Genomic DNA, 24,338 nt, shown 5'->3' on the forward strand with positions numbered 1-24,338 from the left:
GGGTCTTGTCCCAGTCCGATTGGCTAACATCATTGATGGAGGGGACAGGGTTCTCTTCCATCTTGTTAGCCTAGCAGCACCTCTCGATTTTCTCAATTCCCTTTTTCAACCCCTTGAACAGTTACGAAAAAAGAGACCAACCCCGTAGATGAGATGCTCGATAAGCTGTTGGGCGATTGCCAGAGTCCAGAGGATATCCTGGGCGAATCGGGTCTACTCAAACAACTGAGCAAACGGTTGATTGAACGAGCTTTGGCCGGGGAGTTGAACCACCATCTCAAAGCTGAACAGGAGATAGAGCTTGACAACCCGGACTCAGAGAGGCTGACCCGTGGCAATAGCCGCAATGGCTACTCTAAAAAGACGCTTCAGTCGAACCACGGCGAGATGGACTTAGCAATTCCACGTGAGCGCAAGGGCAAGTTTGAACCTGTTCTGGTGCCCAAGCACCAACGCCGCTTAGCCGGCCTCGATGAGAAGATTTTGGTGCTGTATGCACAGGGATTGAGCACTCGCGACATCAGCGCTCAGTTGGAAGAACTCTATGGCGTCAACATCTCAGCCTCCCTCATCAGCGAGGTAACTGATAGCGTCAGCGACGAGGTAAAAGCCTGGCAGGTGCGTCCTTTAGATGAGGTATACCCCATCCTTTACCTGGATGCCCTGTACGTCAACATCAAGGTCTCCGGGCGCGTCAGCAAACGAGCCGTGTACGTGGTTTTAGGCATCAACCGTGAGGGCAACAAGGAACTGTTGGGTTTGTGGATTGGAGAGGCGGAAGCCGAAGGAGCCAAGTTCTGGCTCAAAGTGCTGACAGATTTGAAGAACAGAGGATTAAAGGACATCTTGATTGCCTGCTGCGATGGGTTAGTGGGCTTTCCCCAGGCGATCGAGGCACTGTATCCCAAAACCCAGGTTCAATTGTGTATCGTGCATCTGATTCGTAATTGTCTGCGCTACGTCCCCTGGAAGGAATCTAAGGCGGTAGCAGCAGAACAAGGAAAATCTGGATTTGTTCCAGCGATTGCGAGGTGGGTGATTGAGCGGTCGAATGCCTGGATGGAGCGATGTAAAATCCTGGTCAAGAACTTCGAGCGGACGCTTGCTAATGCCACGACAAAACTCAACCTTTGCTTCATTCGGCCAATGATTAAGAGGCTTGCAACCTCTCCTCAAGATCTCAAATAGGCTCTATAGCGATCGCAGCGCTTGGAGAAGCAATCAGGGACAACACGAAAGAAAGCAACTCAACTGATCTGCTCAAGACTTAGAATCACACCCAGTTAGTATCTTGACTCATGATATAACCAGTACCAGATACGTCCTGTAGAACAGCAATCAGGTTGCCATTGTGGTAGATACCCTTGTCTAGCGCCCCTGTTCCAACGTTTAAGTTCAGATCCCACGTATAATACAGGTCACTCCCTTTCATCGTCAGCCTATCTCCCTCATACCGATTGAAGTCAGTGATGACTGCATAACCACTGTCTAGATAGTAGATTCCATATCCTGCATCTCCCAAGGCGAAAGGGTATTGCCTTGATTTGTCCAGACAACTGGACAGCTTAGCGTACAGTTTAATTCCAATGCTAAACAAACCCCAACGAGCAGGTTGACCATGAACAGCAGTGGGCCATCACCCAATCGCTCATCGGCACCTTGACCGGAAGCAATATCATCCTCACTGTCAAACCCTTCTGGCACCAGATTGAACCCACCATCAATCAGTACAACAGCGATCGCTCCCTCGACGAACGACGACAAAACTACGGGCGATCGCATCAACTACTTCAGCTCAAAGAGAGTTCGATACCTGGCTCGATGCTCAACTGCACCCCTAGAAACAAACCAAACCGAAGTTCGATCGCCTCACTGACCCAGCTTTGGGATCAACGCCCCATTGCTCTGCTCAAGCCTCAATCACTCGCTCAGCAACCTCCCATAGCTTGGGCGATCGCTGCATCCCTCTTGAAGACCCCCAACCCATCTGTAATACTCCTATTTCTCTCGCTTTAGAACTCATTCTCTCAACAATCCTCCCCTCGATCCCTCTCCCACTAACCCTTTTAGCCTCTCCCTCTTAACCTCGTTGCACATCCCGTGGGCGGATCAACGACAAAAAGCGACGAACTCGACACTTGCAGAAGACACGTTTCAATCTGATGATCTACAGCCGCGATCGCAGATTTCATAAGTGGGTTTCTTCTAGACTTGGCATCCAGTTACTCTAAAATTCTTTGAACGCCAATTTGAATAATTCCGATCGCCACCTGCACCACAACCCAACCCAACGTGCAAACTGCGATCGTCTTGTTTAGCTTAAGATTAAGCCCACTGTGCAACGCCACCATTGCAGCGACTAAGCTAGTGAGTGAAGAACCGTTGCTAGGACAACCGCGCTGCCGACCACAAGTGGACAGTCACGTTGACTTGGTGGGCGCTGTCCCCTCGCTCGATAACAATCCTAGTAAACGGCGCGGCGAACCAGGTTCTGATCATGCACCGGTTAAGACACAGTTTGAGATTTAGGAATTTTTGGAAGCGATCGCCACTGGGATAAGTACTCGTCTTGGTAGTGTTCGAACAGGCTAATGCAGTCACTGCCAATCAGTATGAGGGCAAACGAGGTGGATGGGGCTATATCGAGGTGAAGACGACCAAGGGAAAGCCGTATCGCTACTTTCTAATCTTCATCCTGATCTAGCTGCGGAAACTGCTCAAGGAGTTTGGTAATGAGCAGGTAGAGTTCATCTAAGATTTCCTCCGCTCCCTGCTCATCTACCTCGGTTAATAGCTGCTCAACTCCCATAATGTGTTGAACCAGGTGATTGGATTGCTGACGGTTGAGGGAAGACATAGCAATTGTTGTTTCCTGATGCTTGCTCGCTATTCATCGTAGGGTTTCTTCTACACCTATCCAATGGATTCCGCCAACGCTGCTTTGGTTCGAGCTACCGAAAGGCGAACCCGCTCCATCTGTGACTCATAAGCTGCCTTTTGCTGCGGTGACCCATCACTGGGGTTCGCTCTCAAAATTTGCTCATAATAGCGAAAGATTTGAAACGCATAGCTAACGACCGCAACCTGCTCCTGGGAAAGAGACAAGATGCGATCGACCAGATCTGAGCAGGTTGCTGAATGAGGTAGGGCAAACACATCGGCATAAAGAGGGGGGAGTCGATCCGGTCGTGTTTTCAACTCATTCAATAGCCGTATGGCTTCCTGGGATAGTTCTCCATCAAAATCAGCTAGGGAATTTAGTAAGTTTAGTAGCAAGGACTTTGAACGTTTTTGCTTCAATTTAGGACGGTAAGGAGATAGTCAACTGCGTCAAAATTCTAACAGGTCTGAATTAGCAATTTTTCTTCCAGTGCTGCTGAGCCTGAAAAAATTCGCCGTACGCTCACTCCCTTGTGTAGCAGATGGGCTGAGCTTCATCGGTTTCAAGTTCTTGTGAAATACTCCCGACGCTGCTCTTACGAGACAGCGCGGGCTTCTCTTCGAACCGAAGTCCGTTGAGCATTTTTGAGTGTGGCGATTCCCAACCCCACTTTTTTAATCAGAATTGCAGCGTTGGTATCCCTGTCCATCTCATTTCCGCAATAAGAGCAGGAATGCCAACGCTCTGACAGTTCTTTAGGAACTTTGTTTAGACATGCACTGCAATGCTGGGAGGTTCCTTTGGGGTCAACCCTGACAACTCGCTGACCAGCTTTTTCAGCTTTGAAAGTGAGAATATCAATAAACTGACTCCAACCTGCATCAGCAATGCTCTTGTTCAGACCAGACTTTGCTGCTTGCCCATTGGGAAGAAACTTTCCAGCTTCATCCTGCTTAGGCTTAGCACGTCTAGACATATTTTTGACGTTCAGATCCTCGACAAAAACCATGTCGGCTTTGTTGAGAATTCTTCCAGCCACTTCAAAGTGAAACTGTTTGCGCTGCCGTGCAATTTTTTGATGCAACTTGGCAACCTTGCGAATCAGCAGCTTTCGGGCGCGACTCCCTTTCTTAGCAACTGATACCTTTTGCTGCAACCGAGCAAGCTTTTCTTCAGATGAGCGGAAGTGTTGAGGGATAGGCTCAAAGTTGCCATCTGAAGTAGAGGCAAACTTTTCTAATCCCACATCAATTCCAACCGAGTTGTCCCAGTTTGGCTCTACTTCAGACGAGAATACGGGAACCGCCTTGTCTTCGAGCGTTAGAGTCACATACCAACCGTCTGCCTTCTTGCTGATGATGGCAGTTTTGATATCAAAACCATCAGGCAGTGGGCGATGTTGAATCAACCTGAGCGCGCCAATTTTAGACAAATTTACGCGATTGCCCTGAATGGGATTAGCCTCAACTTGAGGGTAGGTAAATGAGCGATATCTCCCCTTGCCTTTGAATCGTGGCTTGCCGCTACGCTGCCCATTGCTATCTCCCTTGAGATAGCGGTCAAACGTTAGCTTCACCCGCTTCACCATGTCTTGCAGCACCTGAGCGTTGATATCTGCATACCAAGGGCGCTCACGTTTTAGCAGAACCAACCCTCTTTTTTGACTGTAGTAGTCAGGCTGTTCTCTGGGTTCTGCAATGCTGCAAATCAGTGGACAGGCGTTGATGGGACACCGATTCTGCTCATACCAATCAAACCGATCTGCCAGCAGCCAGTTATAGGCATGGCGCAACATATCCAGCCACCGATCCATTTCGGCAGACTGTTGAGCGGTTGGCAGTAGTCGGTATTGGTATGCGAGTCTCATAATAGAATTATAGTTTACACACTGATAGATACAATATGGACTATAAGCCTCGCTCAAGAGGAGTTTCAAGACTCTACGCTCATTTGGTGCTTACTCCTAAATATCGTCGCAGGGTCATCACCCAAGCAATGCTGGAGAGGCTAAAAGAGATAGTTGGCAACTTGTGCCAAAAATGGCAGTGTGAACTCATGGAGTTCGGCGGAGAGCCTGACCACGTTCACATTGTTTTCAGGTTCTTTCCTCAAATCCAACTGAGCAAGTTTGTGAACAATCTCAAAAGTGTTACCAGTCGCAGAATCCGAGAAGAGTTTTCAGAGGAAGTTAGTGCTGTCTATGGAGGTAAAAAAGTCTTTTGGACAGAAGCCTACTCGTTGGACTCTTGCGGAGATGCACCGCTTGATGTGCTTAGACGCTATGTGCAGAGCCAAAAAGGTTGTGTGTCAGACTCCGCTCGTCGCTCTGTCTGACGCGGGGAGTCCATGTACCCCGACGCTCGGCTTCGCCAGAGCGCGGGGACTATAGCTCCCCGAACCCCTCATTTGCTAGAGTTGGACATCCCGCCAAACACCAGTTGAATTGCCATACTGAGAATTGCTGGGGTTTGAGGCGATCGCGTCCACGAGACATTAAATTCTGGTTCAATACCAGAAGCGGCCACGATCAAAAACGCAGTGTCTCAAAGAAGGGCATGTCTTACCAAGCCATTGTGAGAATTACAACATGATTGGCGATCGTGGTAGACGATCGCCTCATTTGAAACCCCAGTCAGGGCAGCAACATCATTGAAGGTAACGCACCCCCACTCGTTTTGGCTCACCGTTGGTATGGTTACATAAATGCGATCGCTCCATTCTCATTGATAATGAAAAGGAGCGATCGCATTAGGTTGAGAGGATGGCTGAAATGTGCGAGTAGCTGGCCAAACTGTCCCCTTTTCTGGCGTACCGCAGGCGTAAGCCTGCAAAATTGGGGGACTTTTATCTAAGTGGTGCCAGTACATCTCAGGGTTAGGGCTTAAAACGCTTTGAACCGATCAGGAAAGGAAACCCATACAGGACATTAAACATCCTTTAATGAGGCTTCAACCGTCAATCAACTTGTGATGCAAGAGAAGCCGTTCCTAAAATCGCCAGGGTGACAATTCCAATCGTAAATGCCATTGAGGTAGCATCTAAAGAGTTTACTCCCGGCCTGTTGGCAGCCGATAAGGCACTTTCTATCCTGGTAAATTGAACAGCGGCCATTCCGGTATAGTGCAATCCACTAATGGCTGTTCCCATAATCAATGCAGCACCCAGTTTTAATTCCTTACGCCTGTCACCGTTGCGGATGTAATTGACCAGCAACAGTGCAAAACTGGCAACCGTAACCGCAACCAAGACCGAAAGTGCCACAATCCAATAGTTGTATTTCATCCGTGCTCCAGCAACCTCCATGGCCGCCATGCCGATGTAATGCATGGCTCCAATGCCTGCTCCCATCAGCAGTCCAGGAATTGCAACTGAAACCCAATCGGTAAATCCCTGCTTCAAACTATAAACGGCAATGCCAGAAGCAATAATTGCTGCAATCCAGGAGAGGATGACGATGGAATAATCGTAACTGACCGAAAAAGGCAATTGATAGGCCAGCATTGCAACAAAATGCATTGACCAAATCCCTGTTCCTATCGTAAAAGCGCTGATGACCAGCCAACTCAGAAGAACCGCACTGTCAGTTTGGCTGAATGAAATTCTTTTCATCAACTCTATGGTTGTATAAGAAGCAACAACAGCAATGAAAATGGAGAAAATAACTAAAAGGAAATTATGTTGAGCTATCACAGTCAATCACCTGTATGAAGTATTGCAGAACAAGTGTTCGTTTGGTGATTGCACCCTGCTTGGCATGAACTACTCTGCGGTAGTTTCAGGCATTTGAAGTATATAAACGATCTGGTTAGTAATTTCAAATTACTAGTACCGCTCGTCTGTCTCGCTTTGAGTCACATAGACTCACAAATAGTAATGTGATGGTTTTAACAGCACAAGCAACATATGGCTTGGTTTAGCTCCGCCAAGGTGCTTAGATCTAGCTGAGGAACGCGAATTTATTAAGGTGTAATTCCTTGTGTAGGGGCGTGGCATTCGGTCAAAAGCCCTTACCCTTGTTCCAGAACTATTGGCCGAATGCCACGCCCGTATCGGTAAATGTTGCCATTGATAGGTTATTTAATTCGCGATCCTTGGCAGATCGATCATCTCATCCATGGGACTGATCTGTGAGATGCGATCAACCAATTCCTCTCGGTTAGCTTGGGATCGGTCTACCTCGGATGAACTAGGAGAGACGGTTGTGGATTTAGGCGAGTCGGGTTCTAGCCCGTGAGCAGAGCATGAATGGCTCTGACTAACTCTTCTGGCTCCACAGGTTTACTCACATGCTGCTGAAATCCGGATTGCAATGCCCGTTGTCGGTTGAAATCTCCGGCATACGCAGTGAGCGCGATCGCTTTTACCTGTCCTCCCTGGTCTGCTGGCAATGCTCGGACTTGCTGCATCAGCATATAGCCATTGATATCGAGCATACCAACGTCGCTTACAAGCACATCGGGCAGAAATTGCGTCAAGGCTACCAATCCCTCAGTTGCGGTTGTAGCAGTGATTACGGTCGCTCCTGCCTGCTCCAGGACAAACGCCACAAAATCACGCGAATCGGGTTCATCATCAATCACCAGGATTTGTAAAGAGAGTGACAGGGTCGATGAGTGGGTGAGTCGGTGAGGCTCTCCCTGTCCTTCCGTCTCTCTATCCTTGGGTCGCTCCAGTAGCGGCAGTTTGACTGTAAACGTAGCTCCCAACCCTTCGCCTGCACTGGCGGCGGTCACGGTGCCACCGTGTAGCTCGACTAAGTGACGGACGATCGCCAACCCTAACCCCAAACCGCCAAATTGACGAGTGGTTGCGCCATTCTCCTGGCGAAAATAATCAAATACACTGGAGAGGAAATCGGCTGCAATGCCTTTGCCGTTGTCGCTAACGGTGATTTGCGCCTGATGATCAACCTGCTATAATCGCACCTCTACTCGTCCACCTGAGGGGGTGAACTTCACCGCATTGGAGAGCAAATTCCACACCACTTGCTGTAACCGGGTTGAGTCGCCAGCAACAGAGCCGACTTCAGAATCCAGGTTGGCTTCTACCGTAATAGATTTGGCTTCGGCCGCGAGTCGCACGGTTTCGATCGCGCCTTGAATGGTAACGGCTAAGTCAATGGAACTGACATTAAGATTGAGCTTTCCTCGCAAAATGCGAGTTTCCCAGGGGTTCATTATGGCAGTCATGCCTGATTCGTCGGCGAACGTTTCCTGCGATCGCCGCATTGTATCGCGCAGTTCCCCTGCCAGTTGGGGACTTTTAGACCGCTGTATTGGTCGAGATCCAGGGTTGAGGGGCATCTCAAGGAACAAGATATATAGAGTTATCTATCACTCTCACCAGGGTTTACCCTTCTTCCAACTATCTAGAGTCGGAGAACTTCCAAATAGCGCTCGTAGTGCTCAACCTACACGGAATCTCGTCAAAATGCAGATCACGATTACCAATTCTATTTATCTGCCAATGGTCGCACTTCATGTAAAAAGAATTCAGCGATGAAGGGAGGGATACAGCCTTCTAGTTGAGAGTCCTCTCGACGGCGGCTCTCTTTGGCTACCCTTAGCGCAACTTTATTCAAATTCTAAAACCCGTTTGCACTGGTAGTTCTAGGGCGTGTTTTAAAACTCCTGATTGCTCGGTTACATTGTGCTTTTTGCCCCCTAAATCCCCCAATTTTGGGGGACTTTGAATCGTTCAAAAATCTATAAAGTTGGGACTTCCGGGATTTAAAACACGCCCTAGCACTTTAGAATACGCTCCTGTCTTTTTCCATGTCGGTGGCATTCCATGATGCTTGCAGCGTTCTAAAGCCTGAGTCGGAAACCATCGAGAGGGTGTTTGAAACGTATCTTTTACGTCTCGGTAGGGGCGAAGCATACTCTGCGATGAAGCAAGCTGCGAATCAGGATGGCTGGAACAACCGAGACATTATCTACCGAATGCTTCGCCCCTACACCTACCGGGTAACAGATCAGACCTTTAAAACATCCTCTGACCGTTTTGGCCTATTTGAGATTCAGATCTACTGAAAGTAGAAGCGAAGATTAAGAGAGCAAATAACTTTGAAATCTTTTACAGCGATCGCCACCAACTTTTAGTCACTGAAAAAGTCTGAGCAATAAGCTACCCTTCAATGCTTATATAGATCCTCTAGAGATCCTCCAGGTGAATACCAACTTGTGAGCTGGAGTTGGCGTTTTTATAGATAGGTATGCTTGTATCAGATTACTCTTTGGCTAGCGGTATAACCGATTGTTTCGAATTACAAGTTCATTGTTTCGAATCCTAACGTTAATTATATTTTTCTTCGATTATATTTCTCATCAATGATCCTCATAATTGCTCATGTGTTATCTGTTTGCAATAACCCGCAGTACATCAAAAATCTATACCGCGACACTCAACAGGAGACACTATGAGCAGCGAAAGCGGATGCCCGTTTACGGGCGCAGGTCAGAAACGTCAGGCTCGTCATGTGACGGGGAACCGGGACTGGTGGCCGAACTATCTAAATCTGAGCGTCCTCCACCAGCACTCAGCCAAAGCTAATCCTATGGGTGAGGAATTCAATTACGCTGAGGAGTTTAAGAGCCTCGACTTAGCTGCCCTCAGGGCAGATATCTTCGAGCTGATGACCACCTCTCAGGAATGGTGGCCAGCCGACTACGGCCATTATGGGCCGCTGTTTATCCGGATGGCCTGGCACAGCGCAGGCACATATCGGATTGGCGACGGTCGCGGCGGCGCAGGTTCGGGTAGCCAGCGGTTTGAGCCCCTCAACAGTTGGCCTGACAATGCCAACCTTGATAAGGCGCGCATGTTGCTTTGGCCTATCAAGCAGAAATACGGCAACAAAATTTCGTGGGCCGACCTCATGATCTTTGCGGGCAACTGTGCCCTGGAGTCGATGGGCTTTAAGACGATTGGCTTTGCCGGTGGGCGTGTGGATGTCTGGGAGCCAGAGGAAGACATCTACTGGGGTTCTGAGAAAACCTGGCTTGGCAATGAGCGTTACGAAGAAGATCGAGTGCTTCTGAACCCTCTCGCTGCCGTTCAGATGGGGCTAATCTACGTGAACCCGGAAGGGCCAGATGGCGAACCTGACCCGGTTGGCTCGGGACGCGATATTCGCGAGACCTTTGGTCGGATGGCGATGAACGACGAGGAGACCGTTGCGCTCACCGCCGGAGGGCACACCTTTGGCAAATGCCACGGTGCGGGTGAGGCAACGCACGTTGGGGCTGAACCTGGGGGAGCCACCATTGTGGATCAGGGTCTTGGCTGGAAGAACACCTTCAACACGGGGGTTGGCGTTGATGCGATCACCAGCGGGATTGAAGGCGCATGGACACCCACTCCGACGCAGTGGGACAATAGCTATCTCGAAACCCTGTTCCAATATGATTGGGAGTTAACAAAGAGTCCGGCTGGCGCGTGGCAGTGGAAGCCCAAGGGCGACGCGGGTGCGGATACGGTGCCCGACGCACACGATCCGTCGAAACGGCACGCCCCCATGATGACCACGGCGGATATGGCCATGAAGATGGACCCCATCTACGAGCAAATTGCGCGGCGTTACCGCGATAATCCGGATGAGTTCGCAGATAAGTTCGCCAAGGCATGGTTCAAGCTAACGCACCGCGATATGGGGCCGCGATCGCGCTATCTTGGCTCCGAGGTTCCCCAGGAAGAGTTCCTGTGGCAAGATCCTATTCCTCCAGTCGATCATGAATTGATTGATGAGCAGGATATTACCGCTCTCAAAGGTAAGATTCTCGCTTCGGGACTGTCTGTTTCCCAACTGGTTTCGACGGCCTGGGCATCGGCATCAACGTTCCGCTGTTCCGATATGCGCGGTGGCGCGAATGGGGCACGTATTCGTCTTGCACCGCAGAAGGATTGGGAAGTCAACCAGCCGACTCAACTGGCAACGGTGCTGCAAACCCTGGAGACGATCCAGCAGGAGTTTAACCGTTCACAATCGGGCGGAAAGCGGGTTTCGCTGGCCGACTTGATTGTTCTGGGCGGATGTGCGGCCATTGAACAGGCGGCGAAGAACGCGGGTCATGACGTGACGGTTCCCTTCACGCCGGGACGTATGGATGCATCGCAGGAGAAAACGGATGTTGAGTCCTTTGCTCCTCTTGAGCCAACCGCAGACGGGTTCCGCAACTACTCCAGCGGCAAACACAGCGAATCGCTCGAGGAGGTGCTGGTTGATCGGGCACAGTTGTTGAGCCTGTCAGCCCCGCAGATGACGGTTCTCTTGGGCGGCTTGCGCGTCCTGGGTGCGAACGTTGAAGGGGCTAAGCATGGTGTCTTTACCGATCGGCCAGAGACGTTGACCAATGACTTCTTTGTGAACCTGCTCGACCTGGGCACGGGCTGGAAGGCCGTCTCGGAGGCAGAAGAAGTGTTTGAGGGACGCGATCGCAAAACGGGCGAACTTAAGTGGACCGGCACCCGTGTCGATCTCATCTTTGGTTCAAACGCTCAGTTACGAGCCCTGGCGGAAGTCTACGGATGTGTGGACTCGCAGCCTAAGTTTGTGCGCGACTTTGTGGCAGCGTGGGATAAAGTGATGAACCTCGATCGCTATGACCTTCGCAAAGTCTTAGAGAAAAGCGCTGCGAGGGGGTTCTAAGCGTCACTTCAACCGCTCACTGAGGTTAATTAGAGCATAGACACTGTTGGTGAATCATTTCTTCATAATTGAGCTGCAATTCTGTCATTGTCTGACTTACAAAACTCAATTAATTTCAGCAGGGAAATGAAGATTGAAGGCTTTCAAGGTGTTAAGTCATGGTTTGCCAACAGTATCTTCGCTACGCAGCGATTGATAAGCGATCGTATCAGCGATTGAGCAGGAGGACTTCGAGCCGAAAATACCGCATCTAGAAAATTAATTTAGAAAAGAATACAACCAGTCAGGTTGCTGGCTTTATCGTTTTACCATTAGCCCCTTTTGGCGATACACTCCTCCCGGCGTTGCAGCAACACGATGTAGACGAACGTTACTTGTATGACTGACCGATTGACGAGCGTGACCCAGCTTACCCTGACCGAGCAAGACTCTCTTTCCTACGGGATAGCCTTAATCAGCGCTGTTACCTTGGCAGGTATCAAAATCTAACTTATTTTTTGTGAGCCAATGAAAGCAGTATGCTGGCACGGTGCCAATGATGTTCGGGTTGAGACGGTTCCCGATCCTAAGATTCTTAACCCCCGTGATGCCATTTTGAAGGTGACAGCCACTACTATTTGTGGTTCCGATTTGCATATTTATGATGGCTATATCCCCTCCATGCAGGCAGGAGATATCATCGGACACGAGTTCATGGGGGAAGTGGTTGAGATTGGCTCAGAGGTCAGGAAACTGAAGGTGGGCGATCGCGTTGTTGTTTCTTCGATCATTGGTTGTGGTCAATGTCGTTATTGTCAGCATCAAAAGTGGTCGCTTTGCGATAACTCTAACCCCAATAGCTGGATGCAAGAACCGTTGTTTGGCTTTGGCACAGCAGGCATTTTCGGCTATTCTCATTTGTTTGGTGGTTATGCGGGCGCACAAGCAGAATATGTACGGGTTCCCTTTGCCGACCACGGGGCAATTCCCGTTCCTAAAGAACTCACTGACGAGCAGTTGTTGCCCATTTCTGATGCCTTCCCAACGGGGTTTATGGGAGCAGACTTGTGTAACATTCAGCCAGGAGAGATTGTGGCTGTCTGGGGATGTGGCCCGGTAGGGCTATTTACGATTCGCAGCGCTTACATGCTGGGAGCAGAAAGAGTAATTGCGATCGATCGCATCCCTGAACGGCTAAAAATGGCGCAAGAGTTTGGTAACGCCGAGGTCATCAACTATGAAGAAGTAGACGCAGGGGAAGCACTCAAGGAGATGACGGGCGGGCGCGGCCCCGATGCCTGCATTGATGCGGTTGGCATGGAAGCGCACGGCATGGGTTTAGAAGGGTTTTATGATAAAGCTAAGCAATCTGTGCGGCTGGAAACCGATCGCCCCCACGTACTGCGGCAAATGATTGTGTCTTGTGCCAAGGGAGGCACCCTGTCGATTATGGGAGTTTATGCAGGCTTCCTTGACAAGATGCCCATGGGAGCAGCAATGAACAAAGGGCTAACCTTCCGCATGGGACAGATGTTTGGCCAAAAGTACATTCCTATGCTGGTCGATCGCGTTGTGCAGGGAGAAATTGATCCGTCGGTTGTGTTTACTCATCACTTGCCGTTAGCGGAAGCTAAACAGGGTTATGAGATCTTCAAACACAAGCAAGATAACTGCATTAAAGTCTTGTTGAAACCATAACGAGGGTTGAAAGGACACGAGTGCCACGAGCCATTTGAAAAAAGTTGGCAGCACTTGTAGCTTGAATCATTTCACTGTTGCTGCAACTCAGGCATAAATTCAAATGCTGCCTTTACAAGAAGCGAACAAAGAAGGAGCGCTTTTGTTATTCCTTTAAATTGATTCCTTTAGATAGAGGTGGCGGAGAGTTTCCTGCTTAGGTTATAAAAAAGTTTGAATTCCTTCTCCCTGTGGAGTGAACAATCAGAAACTCAGCCGTAAAATTGCTCGGTTCGAACCACAAAAATTTGTGTCCTCTGATATGGTTTTCTATTGAAAGAACCAGCCTTTAAGGGAATGTTTGAAACAGCGCGAGGCAGCAAGCTTGATCCATCCCATACTTGTGTCCAGAGATGCATTCTCAGGAGTTATTAAAGCCAGATGGACGAACGCTGACTTTGTACAGCCGCACTCCTATTGCCACGACCCTTCAGGCTCCCAGTCCAAGCAATGAATCGGTGCGAGCAAGTCCTCACTTGCGCTGGCATCCGCTACGAGGTGAGTGGGTTGCCTATGCCAGTCATCGTCAGGGACGGACGTTTATGCCGCCGCCAGAGTACAATCCACTGGCTCCTACTCATAATTCCCAGTTTCCGACTGAACTTCCCCAGGGTCATTATGACGTGGCGGTGTTTGAAAACCGTTTTCCGTCAATGACCCCAGATGTTCACGATGCGCCCACTCAGATTGTTGAGACATTGCCTGCAAATGGAGCTTGTGAAGTAGTGGTGTTTACCCAAGACCCGCAAGCTTATCTCGGTTCTTTAGAACTGGATCATTTGGAATTGCTGTTGCAGGTGTGGGGCGATCGCACTCGTCGCTTAGGAAGCATGGCTCAAATCCAGTATGTGCTGCCCTTTGAAAACAAAGGCGTGGAAGTTGGTGTAACGCTTCATCATCCGCATGGACAAATTTATGCTTATCCGTTTGTGCCGCCTGTCCCTGCGCGGATGCAATCCTGCCAGCAGGCGTACTACGAACAGCATCAGCGGGGACTGTTGCAAGATCTGATTCAGCAGGAAATAAAGGACAATCAGCGAATTTTGTACCAGGATGAGTGGGCGATCGCCTTTGTCCCAGTTTGCGCCCGTTATCCCTACGAAGTTTGGTTGGCTCCCATTCAACCCGTGCCAACCTTTCTCGAACTCACTCCAGAACAGCGTCACGGGCTGGCTAGAGCTTTGAAAACTATCACTTTAAAATATGATGGACTGTGGAATCGACCGTTCCCCTATTTAATGGCATGGTTTCAGGCTCCTACGGATGGTCAACTTCATCCAGAATGGCATCTCCACGCCGAATTCTATCCTCCTTATCGCACTTCAGAACGGCTTAAACATCTGGCTGGCACCGAACTAGCAGCCGGAATGTTTGCCAATGATGCGCTACCGGAGGAAAAGGCGAAAGAATTACAGGCTGTACACATCAACTTGGAGAAATTACACACCGTATAAGACGAAATAAGACGAACTCGCTTTTCATCAGGTTGTACTCAACACTCATCTAAAATTATGATCTCTGCCTCAGTTCAAAACGCATTGTTCAAAACTCACTATGCTGCTGAAATCGCTCACAAATTGAAGCTGATGCGAACGGCTTTGGGTGATGGTGTGATGGGGCTACGGTTACGCGGCACCGATTGGTTTTCCTGGGCAACTGCTGGAGCAACACACACCGTATTGCTGGCAGCGGAAACCGGAGCCGCAGAGGTTCTGGTAACGGCTGATGATGCGTGGTTGTTGGCAGATGAAATCGAGGCACAACGATTCATTGATGAGGAGCTTCCAGGGCGTAATGAGTCAGCCGGAGGCTACAAACTTTTTACCTATCCCTGGGCGGATGCAACCGTACGAGAGACTTTTGTGCAAGAAGTGACTAAAGGCGGCAAGATTCTTAGTGATAAGCCTTCTTCGTCATTGGGCGATCGCCCCTCCCTCACAGAACTGCCTCTTCCAGCATCGTTAATGGCCCATAAGCGAACCATGTTGCCCAGTGAATTGGAGCGATACCGTCTGGTTGGGCGCTTAGCGAGTGAAGCGATGACAGAAGTGTTGTTTGAAGCTCAACCCACCTGGACGGAATGTCAGCTTGCCGGAGCCGGAGCCGAAGCAATGTGGGCAAGAGGGTTACATCCCGCACTAACGCTAGCAGCCGGGGAAAAACGATTGCCGCTCTATCGCCATCCTGTGCCTACTCACGAAACACTTGGGCAAATTGCCATGCTGGTCTTTTGTGCGCGGGGGTATGGATTGGTTGCCAGCCTCACCCGCTTTGTTTACTTTGGTGGATTGTCACCAGAGCAGGCTAAGTTGCATCAACAAGTGCGAGAAGTCGAAGCAGCAACCCTGGATGCGTCTAAACCAGGTGTGCCTTTGAGTGAAGTGTATGGGGCGATCGCCCAAGCCTACACACAGCGAGGCTATTCCCATGCCATTCAGGAACATCATCAGGGCGGCACCGCAGGCTATCTGGCACGAGAGGTGATTGCCACACCAACCACCACCGAGCCTCTAGCTGAAAACATGGTCTTAGCCTGGAACCCCAGCCTGCCAGGAGCAAAAGTTGAAGATACCTTTGTGCTGACCAGTGGCGGTTCAGAAAATCTTACCTTTGACCCCAACTGGCAAAGCGTTGATGTAAGTGGACGCGCCAGACCTCTACCGCTAGAAAGGTGAGGAACCCACGATGGCAAGCAAAAGGCTTGCCTGAGGGTCAAGCTTAGACAGTCAAGATCAGGCAGATGATTACGGCTTATGGATTTTCAACAGATCTTTGACGCAGCCCCTACGGTTCAGTCCAGCGCTCCAGGACGAGTAAATTTGCTGGGTGAACACACAGATTACAATGATGGCTTTGTTCTGCCTACCGCTATTCCCCAAGAAACAACTGTTTTTCTCGGTTTCAGCTCAACCAATCAACATCACTTTTATTCCGCAGAATTAGAGGAGCGGGTTGACATTACCGATTCCAACATGGATTCTTCCTCAAAGCTACAGGGATTTGCTAGCTATGTTTGGGGCTGCATACGCCTGTTGGAGCAGATGAGACACTCAATTCCACCGATGAATGTGTTTGTGACCTCGGCTGTGCCGATTGGTTCTGGGTTGTCGAGCAGTGCCGCATTGGAAGTTGCGATGTTACGAGGGTTGCGATCGCTCCTTCAGCTTGATTTGGATGATGTGAAAATTGCCCAACTGGGACAGCAGGCAGAAATTCAGTATGCCGGGGTTAACTGCGGCATTATGGATCAGATGGCATCCAGTCTGGCCGATCCGCAACATCTACTGTTTTTAGATACTCGAACGCTTGAACGCCAAAAGATTCCGCTCCCTCAGGATACGGAAGTTGTTGTAATTGATAGCGGCATTCCTCGAAAGCTAGCAACGAGTGGCTACAACCAGCGTCGAGCCGAATGTGAGGAAGCATCCCGACTGCTAAAGATCAAAGCACTCAGAGATGTAACCGACCCGGAAGCCGTAGAAACTTTACCCGAACCCTGGCGACGACGCGCGCGGCATGTCGTGACTGAAAACAATCGAGTATTGGAAGTGCGCCAAGGTGTTTCAGCAGAACGATTTGGTGAGTTGATGAATGCTTCTCACGCCAGCCTCCGAGATGATTATGAAGTATCTGTGGCTGGACTTGATCATCTGGTGGACATTCTGCAAAAAACACCTGATGTATTGGGAGCACGGCTAACTGGAGCCGGATTCGGCGGTGCGTGTGTGGCTCTGGTAAGGGCTGGGAGAGGAGAGGCGATCGCCCACCACGTCCTCGAACAATACACCAGTTTAGGTTACTCAGGGCACATTCTGGTTCCAGCATTAAATCACACTCAGCAATAAACGGTTGTAGTTGTTGCTAATTCTTGGTTAATCATTTTGTGACTCTAACTTCAGAAGTACACAGACTTGAACTAACTAAAACATTCCCAAGATGCAGATTTCGGCTCCGCTCAATCTGCATCTTATGCAACCACTAAACTGACAACCGCTCTTGAAGATAGCGGGCGATCGCCAATACTTCACTCTTGACTCGATCTCGTTTGTTAAATACGAGTAGGGTAGATATTGCTAAATCTGGATCAGGAAGAGTCGGTAAAGCTGCTAATACTTCTGCTACTGAATGAATATGGCTTTCCCACGCAGGATATGATAAGTCCATAATGTGTAACAGGGCATCTGCTTCAGTTACTTTAATAAAACCAACTGTATCGGTGAGCAATAAGGAACCCTGTATTTGAGTTAGGGGGTCGGCGATCGCAACACATCAAGGCTGAGAGCCCTTACGTATTCCCGTAACCCTTTTCCATAGTTTCAATGAGTTGACCCAGGCATAGTCTCTGGGATCGTGATGTTTACTCAATTAACCGCAATTAAATTTGAAGTAGCAGCAGACGCTATTTGAGGTTGTTAGACTGCTCAAAACGGTTATTCAGCCCCTCTGTAGCTCTTGGAGGTGATATGAAATGACAACTGATACAGTCAAGTTACTTGATGTGGTCGCTTTGATAGTCGATTTCCCTCAATACAATTTGTGGCGGGGGCAGGTAGGTACAGTTGTTGAGATTTTGGCTGGTGGGACAGCATTTGAAATAGAGTTCAGCGATCGTAGCGGACGCACATATGAGTCTCTTGGGCTACGTCCAGAGCAAATTATGGTATTACATTTTGAGCCAATTGCTCCTAATTCAACAACTGCAAGGGTTACAGCATAGGCAGCATAACAATTCGCCTGGAGCGGACTGCCAAAAAATCTTGGTGAATAGCGAAGATCGCTGGTAGCCCCTCAAGCGAACCGTTGACCATCAACACTGAAGGAAAACAGCCTGTCAGCAGCTTAACACCGTCGATTGGAGCGGGTATGAGCCAGTCTCGTCCTGAGCAGCCTCGCATTGACAACGACAGGACACAGCGATTAGAGCGCACGAATGGCACAATCCAACAATAACCGGAAAGATAGCTAAGTCTACAGCAGCTACGCAAACGACAATAAAAACGAGTTTGGTTAAGGTGTGGAAACAAACGAAGGTGACGACTCGGTTGGTCGTAAGTTCCTTCACCTGGGTTTGGCAGCACCAATTGAACCCTATAGCCGCATAACGAACAAGTGAGCGACTCGGTCGTGAGGTTGGCACGATCTAGCCACTCTCACAGTAATCTAATGCACTATTTAGCAGTAAGCACTCGATAGTTTAGTATCCGATCTTAAAGATTTTGCAAACCTCCTGTCGAACACAGGTCGCTGGAGTAAGGATGATTAGTAACTCTTTTGGATATTTTTTGTTTGAATGTAATTCTTTAAGTGCTGTTAGGTCAGGGGTGTTTGAACCGTCGTACCCGTGCGGGTGCGGCTTTAGTATCACTTAGCCCCTCTGAATTCCCTCTTAAGTTTGCCTTGTTTGCAAAAGCAGAATAAGGCTGATTCCTAAGAAAAGTGGTGTTTACTGATGTGAATATCGATTTAAAGAGTATGATATATACTTCGAGTACTGGGGTGTACTGCTAATTTCGAGTATTGGTGCACTAAGCTAATTAGTCTGAGGTTTTCCGATTTTGGACTGATTAGAACCTCGCAAATCATTAGACCAATTTGAATAACGCGATCGCACTGCATCTTTTTCTCCAAGCGAATCGCAAGCGTTTGATTTCAATTCAGGGTGATTATGCCGTTTCGACCATTCTTCCCAGGCTGGCTATAGCGTGCAGCCGAGTGAGGAATGCTGCGGCCTAACTATAAGTAGGCGCGAACGTCCGCCATATTCCCTCCACCTGTTGATAGTTTTATGACGATATCGGCATCCTATTGTTTTGCCTTTCAAACGCAGGAGTTGCCCCAAAAACTGGTTCAATTAACCAAGGAAACACTGACTGGATACTGGCTATGTACGTTCTCATCCTGCAAAACCAATCCAATTGAGACATGGTATCTCACCGTGTTTCAGGGACGCGTGGTTTGCTCTGGCACTCAACCGCTTTCCTGCGATGGCCTTCTGAAACTGTTTCGACGGTATAGTTCTCATTTACGTCGCGATACCGTTAAACAGGCCGTTCAAGATTTAGAAAAACAATTCAGCGTAGACCACAGGGACACGCATCCAGCACTGTTGCGGAAACTGTTGGTCAGCTTACATCAGCAGAAGTTGATTAGTGCAGAGGAGATGCGTAGAGCATTGCGGCTACAACTGCTGTCTGATTTCGATCAATATTTGTTTGATACAGCAGGCGATGCCCAATTTTTGCCCGTTTCCCCGCTAGATCTGCAAGTGCCCATTGTGGGGTTTGGCGTCGAAGAACTGCTAACGGAAGCGATCGAACGACAAACATCCTGGCACAGCTTGCAGTCTCACATTCCATCGATGGATCATATTCCAAGCCTGAATATGAAGGTCATGGATCATATCAATTTAACAACCGCACAAAGACAGCGGTTAGAGTCATTAGTATCAGACAACCAACCCTTAAGTGAAATTGCAGTAACCCTGGCGCAAGATCCGCTGGACATTGCCAAGGTGTTCACCAAACTGATTCGTCAGGGATTAGTTGCTCTGGAGCCTCCTGCTCGGACTGAAACTCCTACCGTTTTTGTTGTAGATGATTCACCGCTTTTACTGAAACAGTTTGAGCGGTTAGTTAGCGGTTGGGGATATTCAGTGCGTTCCTTCGAGAATCCGGTTGTTGCGCTGCAAACTCTAACTTGTAGCAACCCTGGCATTATTTTTCTAGATGTCAATATGCCCGTCATTAATGGGTTTGTGTTGGTTAAGCAAATTCGGCGGCAGCCAGAACTGGCTTCCGTTCCACTCATTATATTAACGGCTGAAAAAACGCTTTCTAATAACTGGCGTGCCCGGTGGAGTGGCTGCAAGTTTCTCTCTAAACCCTTGACCCCGGAAGAAGTACCGCAATTTCAACTGGAGCTACAGATGATATTGACCGAACTGGTGCCGCTCCACAAGCAGCAACAGGCAGATAAAGCAGTTCAGCCATTTGAACGCAGTTATCGGCTTGGCGACAATCTAGCATAGGAGGACGTATGCAGTTTTTAGTAGTTGATGACAGTGCGGTCGATCGCCATTTTTTATCGTCTTTATTGGAACGGTTAGGGCATCAAGTTGAAGCCTACGAGAGTACCGCCGGAATCCTGGAAAAACTGGCAACCGGAAACTATTCCTCTGTGTTTCTAGACATTGTGATGCCCGATAAAGATGGCTACAAGTTTCTTCGAGAAGTGCGATCGAATAACCGTACAGCCAATCAGCATGTTGTTCTTTATTCCAGTAAAAAAACGACGGTAGAGATCAATTACGGGCTAAAGCGAACCGGAGCTAATGATTATTTAGCCAAGCCACTCACCCGTGAGCGCCTGGAACAAGTGTTGCAGAAAATCTGAAGGGCTTATGGACAGTTTAAAACCAATGGAGGTTGAATCAGATTTGCTGTCTGCCACAACGTCGTGGCAGGAACGTTACCTGCTGACGAAAGTAGGCCAACAGCAGATTGCCTTTCCATCCCAGTGGGTTGCTGAAATTATTAGGGTTGAGCGATCGCAAGTGTTATCTTTGCCGTTCTATACCTCGACCATTTTGGGAGTGTTTCATCATCGCGGTGAGATTGTTCCTTTGTTTTCCTACCAGGCCAGTTTGACCAACAACGTCGATCCAGTATTTCGTCCGCTGGTAACAAAAGAGATCCTGCAAGTCATTCGTTTGAACCAATCGGTTAAGTCCCTTTCAGGGGTAGGGCTGGTGGTTGAGCAAGTAGTAGGCAATATTTCAGCCGAAGAACTACTAACGGCCCAACCCACCATTCGTCGCTTTGACGTTGAAGACATTCCACAGCAAGACTGGCAGCCTGCTCAACGTTGGTCTAACGCCATCAACTAGGTTTATTACAGGTAATTCCATGATGACATCGCTTACCAGGTCTACCTCACCCCCCACGCCCGATCTTTCTGAGCCGGTGGCTTCTCAGTTTGAGGCTCCTCAGCGTTCTATATGGTCTAGCCTTCGGTTTAAGTCCATGCTGGTTGCTATGGCCATTGGCACGCTCCCGGTTCTGTTGATCGGTACCATTGGCTATGTGGCGGTTGGCCGTACAGTTTCAACCTGGATTGAAGACACGCAACGAACTCAAGTCCGAATTATTTCCAATGAGTTAGGCTACTTTCTCGCGGATCGGTTTAGAGATGTCAATACGTTAGCGAAAGAACCCATCTTTGCAAACGCGGGGGTGCGTACAACCGTATCGACTGCGGAGATGAAAGCCTTTCTCAACGACTTCGTTGAAACTAAGAAAACCTATGAAAGCGTTGCCTTTCTGGATGCCAACGGTGACGATATTGCAATCTCAGGCGGAGCAAGTCCGCTTGGCTCACACGCTGATGATGATTACTTCCAGGCTGCTATCCAGGGGCAAACCTTCATTTCTCAACCCCGCTTCTCAGAGTCGGCTGGACAGGAGGTTGTATTCTTTGCAGCGCCCGTACGGGATAGTGACAGCAATGACATTATTGGAGTGGTGCGGACTCGGATTCCGGTGACAACATTTCTAGAGGTGACTGCGCTAAAGTCGGGACAGCAAGGGCAGGAAGACTTAGAACAACCCTTTCAGTTTCACCTGGTGGATGCCAACGGTACCATCTTTGCTTCGGATGAAACGGAAGAAGAGTTAGGAGCCGATGCTCCACCGTCGGCTGAACAACTGGCTGAGAATGAAGAGGCCGCCAGCGAGGGAGAAAGCCTTCATATTGGCAAAAATGCAGACGAGATTTTCCCTGGTTTAAGTGACGTTCGGCAAGCGGGTACGGTGGGTGTCTTGCAAACGGTAGATGCGCTGGATGACGAGAAGGAACTCCTTGGCTATGCTCCCCTCCCAGCGTTCGACGATGTACCGGATACAGGCTGGACTGTGCTGCTCGAAGTTGAGTTTGACAAAGCGTTTGCCATTCAAAATGTCCTCCTCCGAACAATTGGATTGGGAAGCTTGCTGAGTGTGGCGGTGGTGGGCACTGTCGCGGCTATTATTGCCAACCGGGGACTTAAACCCATTGAAGATGCAGCGATCGCCGTGGAGCAATTTAGCCAGGGCGATTTTGAGACTCGTCTGTCATTTCGCGGCAATGATGAAGTGGCAACTCTGGGTGCCAACCTTAACCTGATGGCCGATCAGATCCAGATGTTGCTGATAACGTTACGGCAAAATGCAGCTCAGCTCAGGCGAGAGAATGAGGTATTGTTTAACCTGTCCAGGGATGAAGCCTTAATTCAAGGAAACACTAAAGCAGCCGCTAAAACGTTTACAGAAGTAATTGCCAAAACCCTGAACATAGAGAGGGTGAGTGTCTGGCTCTACAATAGCGATCGCAGTGAGCTAACCAGCCTGGATCAGTTTGATCAGAGTTCGCAACGGCACTCTGGCGGAAGCCAATATCAGGCGGCATACTTGCCCAACTATTTTCACTCCTTAAGAGCGGATGCGTTGGTGGCGATCGATGATGTTGAAACCGACTCAGCCAGCCAGGAATTGTTAGCCGCCAAGTTAATACCACCCAACACACAGGCTATCTTGATCGTGCCGATTCAGATTGGCGATCGCACCATTGGCATTATCCGGTGTGATCAGGTAGAAGAAACGCGAGTCTGGCAGCCTGGAGAGCAAACCTTTGTCTATTCAATCGCCAGTTTAATTTCATTGGCGGTAGAAAGCGAGACGTTGCAAAGCGAAGTGGGGCATCTGCTGGATGTGGTTTCGCAGGCAGGAGAGGGCGACTTAACGGTTCAAGCTCAGGTTAGCGATCGCGTTACAGGGGTGCTGGCGGATGTTTTTAACCAGTTAATTGAGCGGTTAGGACAAGTTTTGAACCAGGTGTTAGAGGCCGCGCATCAGGTGTCACAGAATGCTAATCAGCAAAAAGAACTGACGAGGACGGTTGCCAGCAATGCTCAGCAGCAATCTGAGGGGGTAAATCAGGTCATACAGTTGACCAAGCAGGTCGAGCAATCTGCCCGAGGATCGGTTGAGAAAGTGAATCTATCTAGCAAGTCGTTGCAGACAGTATCTAAAACCGTGGCTTCTGGACAAGAGGCGATCGCCGAGTTGATACAGGGAATTAACGTGTTACAGGACGGCACAAACCGCATGGTACAGCGGATGAAGACCCTGGGAGAGTTTGTGGGATTAGCCGATCAATTTGTCCAAGATCAAAGCCAGATTGCTTTTATTACCCAAACCTTGGCGCTGAATGCTTCATTGGTGGCGGCAAGAGCGTCTGAACAGCGTGATCCCAGACAGTTTATTGTGGTAGCCCGCGAGTTTGATTCCATTGCTGAACAGGTAAACAAGTTGGCTCAGCAAACCAATGAAGGATTAACGGCTCTCGAACAAAGTAGTGCCCAAATTCACAGCGTAGTTTCATCTGTAGATGCCGATGTGCAAAGCATGGGTAAGTTGGTCAGCCAGTTTACGCAAGGGGTTGAACAATCTAGCCAGGTGTTTAGCCGAGTGCAGACTGTGACAGGTGAAGCTGTGCAAGCGGGGCGATCGGTGGCGCATTTTAACCAGCGGATTGTTAAAGCGGCTGAAGCCACAGCACAGGTGATGCAGGATATTGCAGGGCTTGCTGCTAAAACCGCCGACCTGACTCAAACCTCTCAAATGCAATCGGATCGAATTGATGTTTTATCGACTCAACTCCTTCAAAGTGTGCAGTTCTTCCAGGTACCATCTGCCCATGCGTCGTTGCTAGTGCCGCAAGAACGAGTGGATCTCTCTCTAACTGAAACAATTACGCTCGATGTGAAGCCAAGGAATGAGCTAAATGGCAAATTGAGTGATGAATTGGATGATGAATTGAGTGATGAATTGGATGATGAATTGAGTGATGAACCAATTGATATAGATGATGAACCAGGTAATGAATTGAATAATGAACCAGACGACGAATTAAATCATGGGTTGAACGGTGCCTCTATGGAATTTCCATTCTCACCAACGCCATCTCTGTTTCAATGACGGCATTGAGCCTGGTTAGTGCTGGCTGATTTGGTTTAAGAAATGAACAGGTTTTGGGTGCTAAAGGTGCGTTTGTGCTGCG

General features: G+C 49.1%; 21 protein-coding genes and 2 pseudogenes. 15 read left to right on the forward strand and 8 right to left on the reverse strand.

Annotated elements, in window-relative coordinates; all coding sequences use genetic code 11:
- Positions 1 to 138 precede the first annotated feature (138 nt).
- Positions 139 to 1,188 (forward strand): annotated as a pseudogene (locus IQ268_RS25230) (IS256 family transposase); the annotation flags it as partial.
- Positions 1,189 to 1,659: 471 nt separating this feature from the next.
- Positions 1,660 to 2,016 (forward strand): hypothetical protein, encoded by a 357-nt coding sequence (locus IQ268_RS32405; RefSeq protein ID WP_228035709.1) that lies wholly within the window; start codon positions 1,660 to 1,662, stop codon positions 2,014 to 2,016.
- 206 nt (positions 2,017 to 2,222) lie between these two features.
- Here the strand turns inward: IQ268_RS32405 and IQ268_RS33095 are convergent, their stop codons facing one another.
- From IQ268_RS33095 to IQ268_RS25250, 4 genes are all read right to left on the reverse strand, one after another.
- Positions 2,223 to 2,351, reverse strand: a complete 129-nt coding sequence (locus IQ268_RS33095) for a hypothetical protein (RefSeq protein WP_255527268.1) — start codon at positions 2,349 to 2,351, stop codon at positions 2,223 to 2,225.
- Positions 2,352 to 2,683: 332 nt separating this feature from the next.
- A complete protein-coding gene (locus IQ268_RS25240; protein WP_193885036.1) occupies positions 2,684 to 2,857 on the reverse strand; it encodes a hypothetical protein in 174 nt (57 codons plus the stop codon).
- 56 nt (positions 2,858 to 2,913) lie between these two features.
- Positions 2,914 to 3,198 (reverse strand): hypothetical protein, encoded by a 285-nt coding sequence (locus tag IQ268_RS25245; protein ID WP_193885038.1) that lies wholly within the window; start codon positions 3,196 to 3,198, stop codon positions 2,914 to 2,916.
- 278 nt (positions 3,199 to 3,476) lie between these two features.
- A complete protein-coding gene (locus IQ268_RS25250) occupies positions 3,477 to 4,748 on the reverse strand; it encodes an RNA-guided endonuclease TnpB family protein (protein WP_193885040.1) in 1,272 nt (423 codons plus the stop codon).
- 35 nt (positions 4,749 to 4,783) lie between these two features.
- On the opposite strand from IQ268_RS25250, the gene tnpA reads away from it, so the two are divergent.
- Entirely contained in the window at positions 4,784 to 5,215 is a 432-nt protein-coding gene (gene tnpA / locus IQ268_RS25255) for an IS200/IS605 family transposase (RefSeq protein WP_193885042.1), read from the forward strand.
- Between the two features lie 68 nt (positions 5,216 to 5,283).
- Here the strand turns inward: tnpA and IQ268_RS33100 are convergent, their stop codons facing one another.
- From IQ268_RS33100 to IQ268_RS33545, 3 genes and pseudogenes are all read right to left on the reverse strand, one after another.
- Entirely contained in the window at positions 5,284 to 5,406 is a 123-nt protein-coding gene (locus IQ268_RS33100; RefSeq protein ID WP_255527269.1) for a hypothetical protein, read from the reverse strand.
- Positions 5,407 to 5,836: 430 nt separating this feature from the next.
- Positions 5,837 to 6,571, reverse strand: a complete 735-nt coding sequence (locus IQ268_RS25260; RefSeq protein ID WP_193885044.1) for an MHYT domain-containing protein — start codon at positions 6,569 to 6,571, stop codon at positions 5,837 to 5,839.
- Between the two features lie 533 nt (positions 6,572 to 7,104).
- Positions 7,105 to 8,043 (reverse strand): annotated as a pseudogene (locus tag IQ268_RS33545) (ATP-binding protein); the annotation flags it as partial.
- 726 nt (positions 8,044 to 8,769) lie between these two features.
- Between IQ268_RS33545 and IQ268_RS32425 the strand changes: the two are divergent.
- The 6 genes from IQ268_RS32425 to galK all read left to right on the forward strand — a co-directional run bounded on the left by IQ268_RS32425 (position 8,770) and on the right by galK (position 17,089).
- Positions 8,770 to 8,913 (forward strand): hypothetical protein, encoded by a 144-nt coding sequence (locus IQ268_RS32425; RefSeq protein WP_228035711.1) that lies wholly within the window; start codon positions 8,770 to 8,772, stop codon positions 8,911 to 8,913.
- Positions 8,914 to 9,299: 386 nt separating this feature from the next.
- Positions 9,300 to 11,528, forward strand: coding sequence for a catalase/peroxidase HPI (katG, locus tag IQ268_RS25275; protein WP_193885047.1), 2,229 nt, complete (start codon positions 9,300 to 9,302; stop codon positions 11,526 to 11,528).
- A 507-nt stretch (positions 11,529 to 12,035) separates the two neighbouring features.
- Entirely contained in the window at positions 12,036 to 13,205 is a 1,170-nt protein-coding gene (locus tag IQ268_RS25280) for a zinc-dependent alcohol dehydrogenase (protein WP_193885049.1), read from the forward strand.
- A gap of 392 nt (positions 13,206 to 13,597) precedes the next feature.
- Positions 13,598 to 14,698 (forward strand): galactose-1-phosphate uridylyltransferase, encoded by a 1,101-nt coding sequence (galT, locus tag IQ268_RS25285; protein WP_193885051.1) that lies wholly within the window; start codon positions 13,598 to 13,600, stop codon positions 14,696 to 14,698.
- A gap of 57 nt (positions 14,699 to 14,755) precedes the next feature.
- Positions 14,756 to 15,919 carry a Xaa-Pro peptidase family protein gene (locus IQ268_RS25290; RefSeq protein WP_193885053.1) on the forward strand — a complete coding sequence of 388 codons (1,164 nt, stop codon included), beginning with the start codon at positions 14,756 to 14,758 and terminating at the stop codon, positions 15,917 to 15,919.
- 78 nt (positions 15,920 to 15,997) lie between these two features.
- The gene (gene galK, locus IQ268_RS25295) at positions 15,998 to 17,089 is read left to right on the forward strand and encodes a galactokinase (protein WP_193885055.1); all 1,092 of its coding nucleotides are present in this window, start codon (positions 15,998 to 16,000) and stop codon (positions 17,087 to 17,089) included.
- 133 nt (positions 17,090 to 17,222) lie between these two features.
- On the opposite strand, the gene IQ268_RS25300 is transcribed toward galK, so the two are convergent.
- Entirely contained in the window at positions 17,223 to 17,408 is a 186-nt protein-coding gene (locus IQ268_RS25300) for a hypothetical protein (RefSeq protein WP_193885057.1), read from the reverse strand.
- A 304-nt stretch (positions 17,409 to 17,712) separates the two neighbouring features.
- On the opposite strand from IQ268_RS25300, the gene IQ268_RS25305 reads away from it, so the two are divergent.
- From IQ268_RS25305 to IQ268_RS25330, 6 genes are all read left to right on the forward strand, one after another.
- Positions 17,713 to 17,961, forward strand: a complete 249-nt coding sequence (locus IQ268_RS25305) for a DUF4926 domain-containing protein (protein WP_193885059.1) — start codon at positions 17,713 to 17,715, stop codon at positions 17,959 to 17,961.
- 83 nt (positions 17,962 to 18,044) lie between these two features.
- The gene (locus tag IQ268_RS25310) at positions 18,045 to 18,194 is read left to right on the forward strand and encodes a hypothetical protein (protein WP_193885062.1); all 150 of its coding nucleotides are present in this window, start codon (positions 18,045 to 18,047) and stop codon (positions 18,192 to 18,194) included.
- Positions 18,195 to 19,029: 835 nt separating this feature from the next.
- Entirely contained in the window at positions 19,030 to 20,271 is a 1,242-nt protein-coding gene (locus tag IQ268_RS25315) for a response regulator (RefSeq protein WP_193885064.1), read from the forward strand.
- An 8-nt stretch (positions 20,272 to 20,279) separates the two neighbouring features.
- Positions 20,280 to 20,636 carry a response regulator gene (locus IQ268_RS25320; protein WP_193885067.1) on the forward strand — a complete coding sequence of 119 codons (357 nt, stop codon included), beginning with the start codon at positions 20,280 to 20,282 and terminating at the stop codon, positions 20,634 to 20,636.
- 7 nt (positions 20,637 to 20,643) lie between these two features.
- Positions 20,644 to 21,129, forward strand: coding sequence for a chemotaxis protein CheW (locus IQ268_RS25325; protein ID WP_193885069.1), 486 nt, complete (start codon positions 20,644 to 20,646; stop codon positions 21,127 to 21,129).
- Between the two features lie 19 nt (positions 21,130 to 21,148).
- On the forward strand, positions 21,149 to 24,256 hold the full coding sequence (locus tag IQ268_RS25330) for a cache domain-containing protein (RefSeq protein WP_193885071.1): 3,108 nt from the start codon (positions 21,149 to 21,151) through the stop codon (positions 24,254 to 24,256).
- The last annotated feature ends 82 nt before the right edge of the window (positions 24,257 to 24,338 follow it).

The sequence above is a fragment of the Oculatella sp. LEGE 06141 genome (assembly GCF_015207605.1).
Classification (GTDB): domain Bacteria; phylum Cyanobacteriota; class Cyanobacteriia; order Elainellales; family Elainellaceae; genus Oculatella.

Coding starts and splice junctions, on each gene's coding strand:
- IQ268_RS25290 (WP_193885053.1), top strand. CDS start 14,756: ATGATCTCTGCCTCAGTTCAAAACGCATTGTTCAAAACTCACTATGCT.
- galT (WP_193885051.1), top strand. CDS start 13,598: ATGCATTCTCAGGAGTTATTAAAGCCAGATGGACGAACGCTGACTTTG.
- IQ268_RS25240 (WP_193885036.1), bottom strand. CDS start 2,857: ATGTCTTCCCTCAACCGTCAGCAATCCAATCACCTGGTTCAACACATT.
- IQ268_RS25325 (WP_193885069.1), top strand. CDS start 20,644: ATGGACAGTTTAAAACCAATGGAGGTTGAATCAGATTTGCTGTCTGCC.
- IQ268_RS25315 (WP_193885064.1), top strand. CDS start 19,030: ATGACGATATCGGCATCCTATTGTTTTGCCTTTCAAACGCAGGAGTTG.
- IQ268_RS25250 (WP_193885040.1), bottom strand. CDS start 4,748: ATGAGACTCGCATACCAATACCGACTACTGCCAACCGCTCAACAGTCT.
- IQ268_RS25305 (WP_193885059.1), top strand. CDS start 17,713: ATGACAACTGATACAGTCAAGTTACTTGATGTGGTCGCTTTGATAGTC.
- IQ268_RS25280 (WP_193885049.1), top strand. CDS start 12,036: ATGAAAGCAGTATGCTGGCACGGTGCCAATGATGTTCGGGTTGAGACG.
- katG (WP_193885047.1), top strand. CDS start 9,300: ATGAGCAGCGAAAGCGGATGCCCGTTTACGGGCGCAGGTCAGAAACGT.
- galK (WP_193885055.1), top strand. CDS start 15,998: ATGGATTTTCAACAGATCTTTGACGCAGCCCCTACGGTTCAGTCCAGC.
- IQ268_RS25330 (WP_193885071.1), top strand. CDS start 21,149: ATGATGACATCGCTTACCAGGTCTACCTCACCCCCCACGCCCGATCTT.
- IQ268_RS33095 (WP_255527268.1), bottom strand. CDS start 2,351: ATGGTGGCGTTGCACAGTGGGCTTAATCTTAAGCTAAACAAGACGATC.
- IQ268_RS32425 (WP_228035711.1), top strand. CDS start 8,770: ATGAAGCAAGCTGCGAATCAGGATGGCTGGAACAACCGAGACATTATC.
- IQ268_RS25300 (WP_193885057.1), bottom strand. CDS start 17,408: ATGGACTTATCATATCCTGCGTGGGAAAGCCATATTCATTCAGTAGCA.
- tnpA (WP_193885042.1), top strand. CDS start 4,784: ATGGACTATAAGCCTCGCTCAAGAGGAGTTTCAAGACTCTACGCTCAT.
- IQ268_RS25320 (WP_193885067.1), top strand. CDS start 20,280: ATGCAGTTTTTAGTAGTTGATGACAGTGCGGTCGATCGCCATTTTTTA.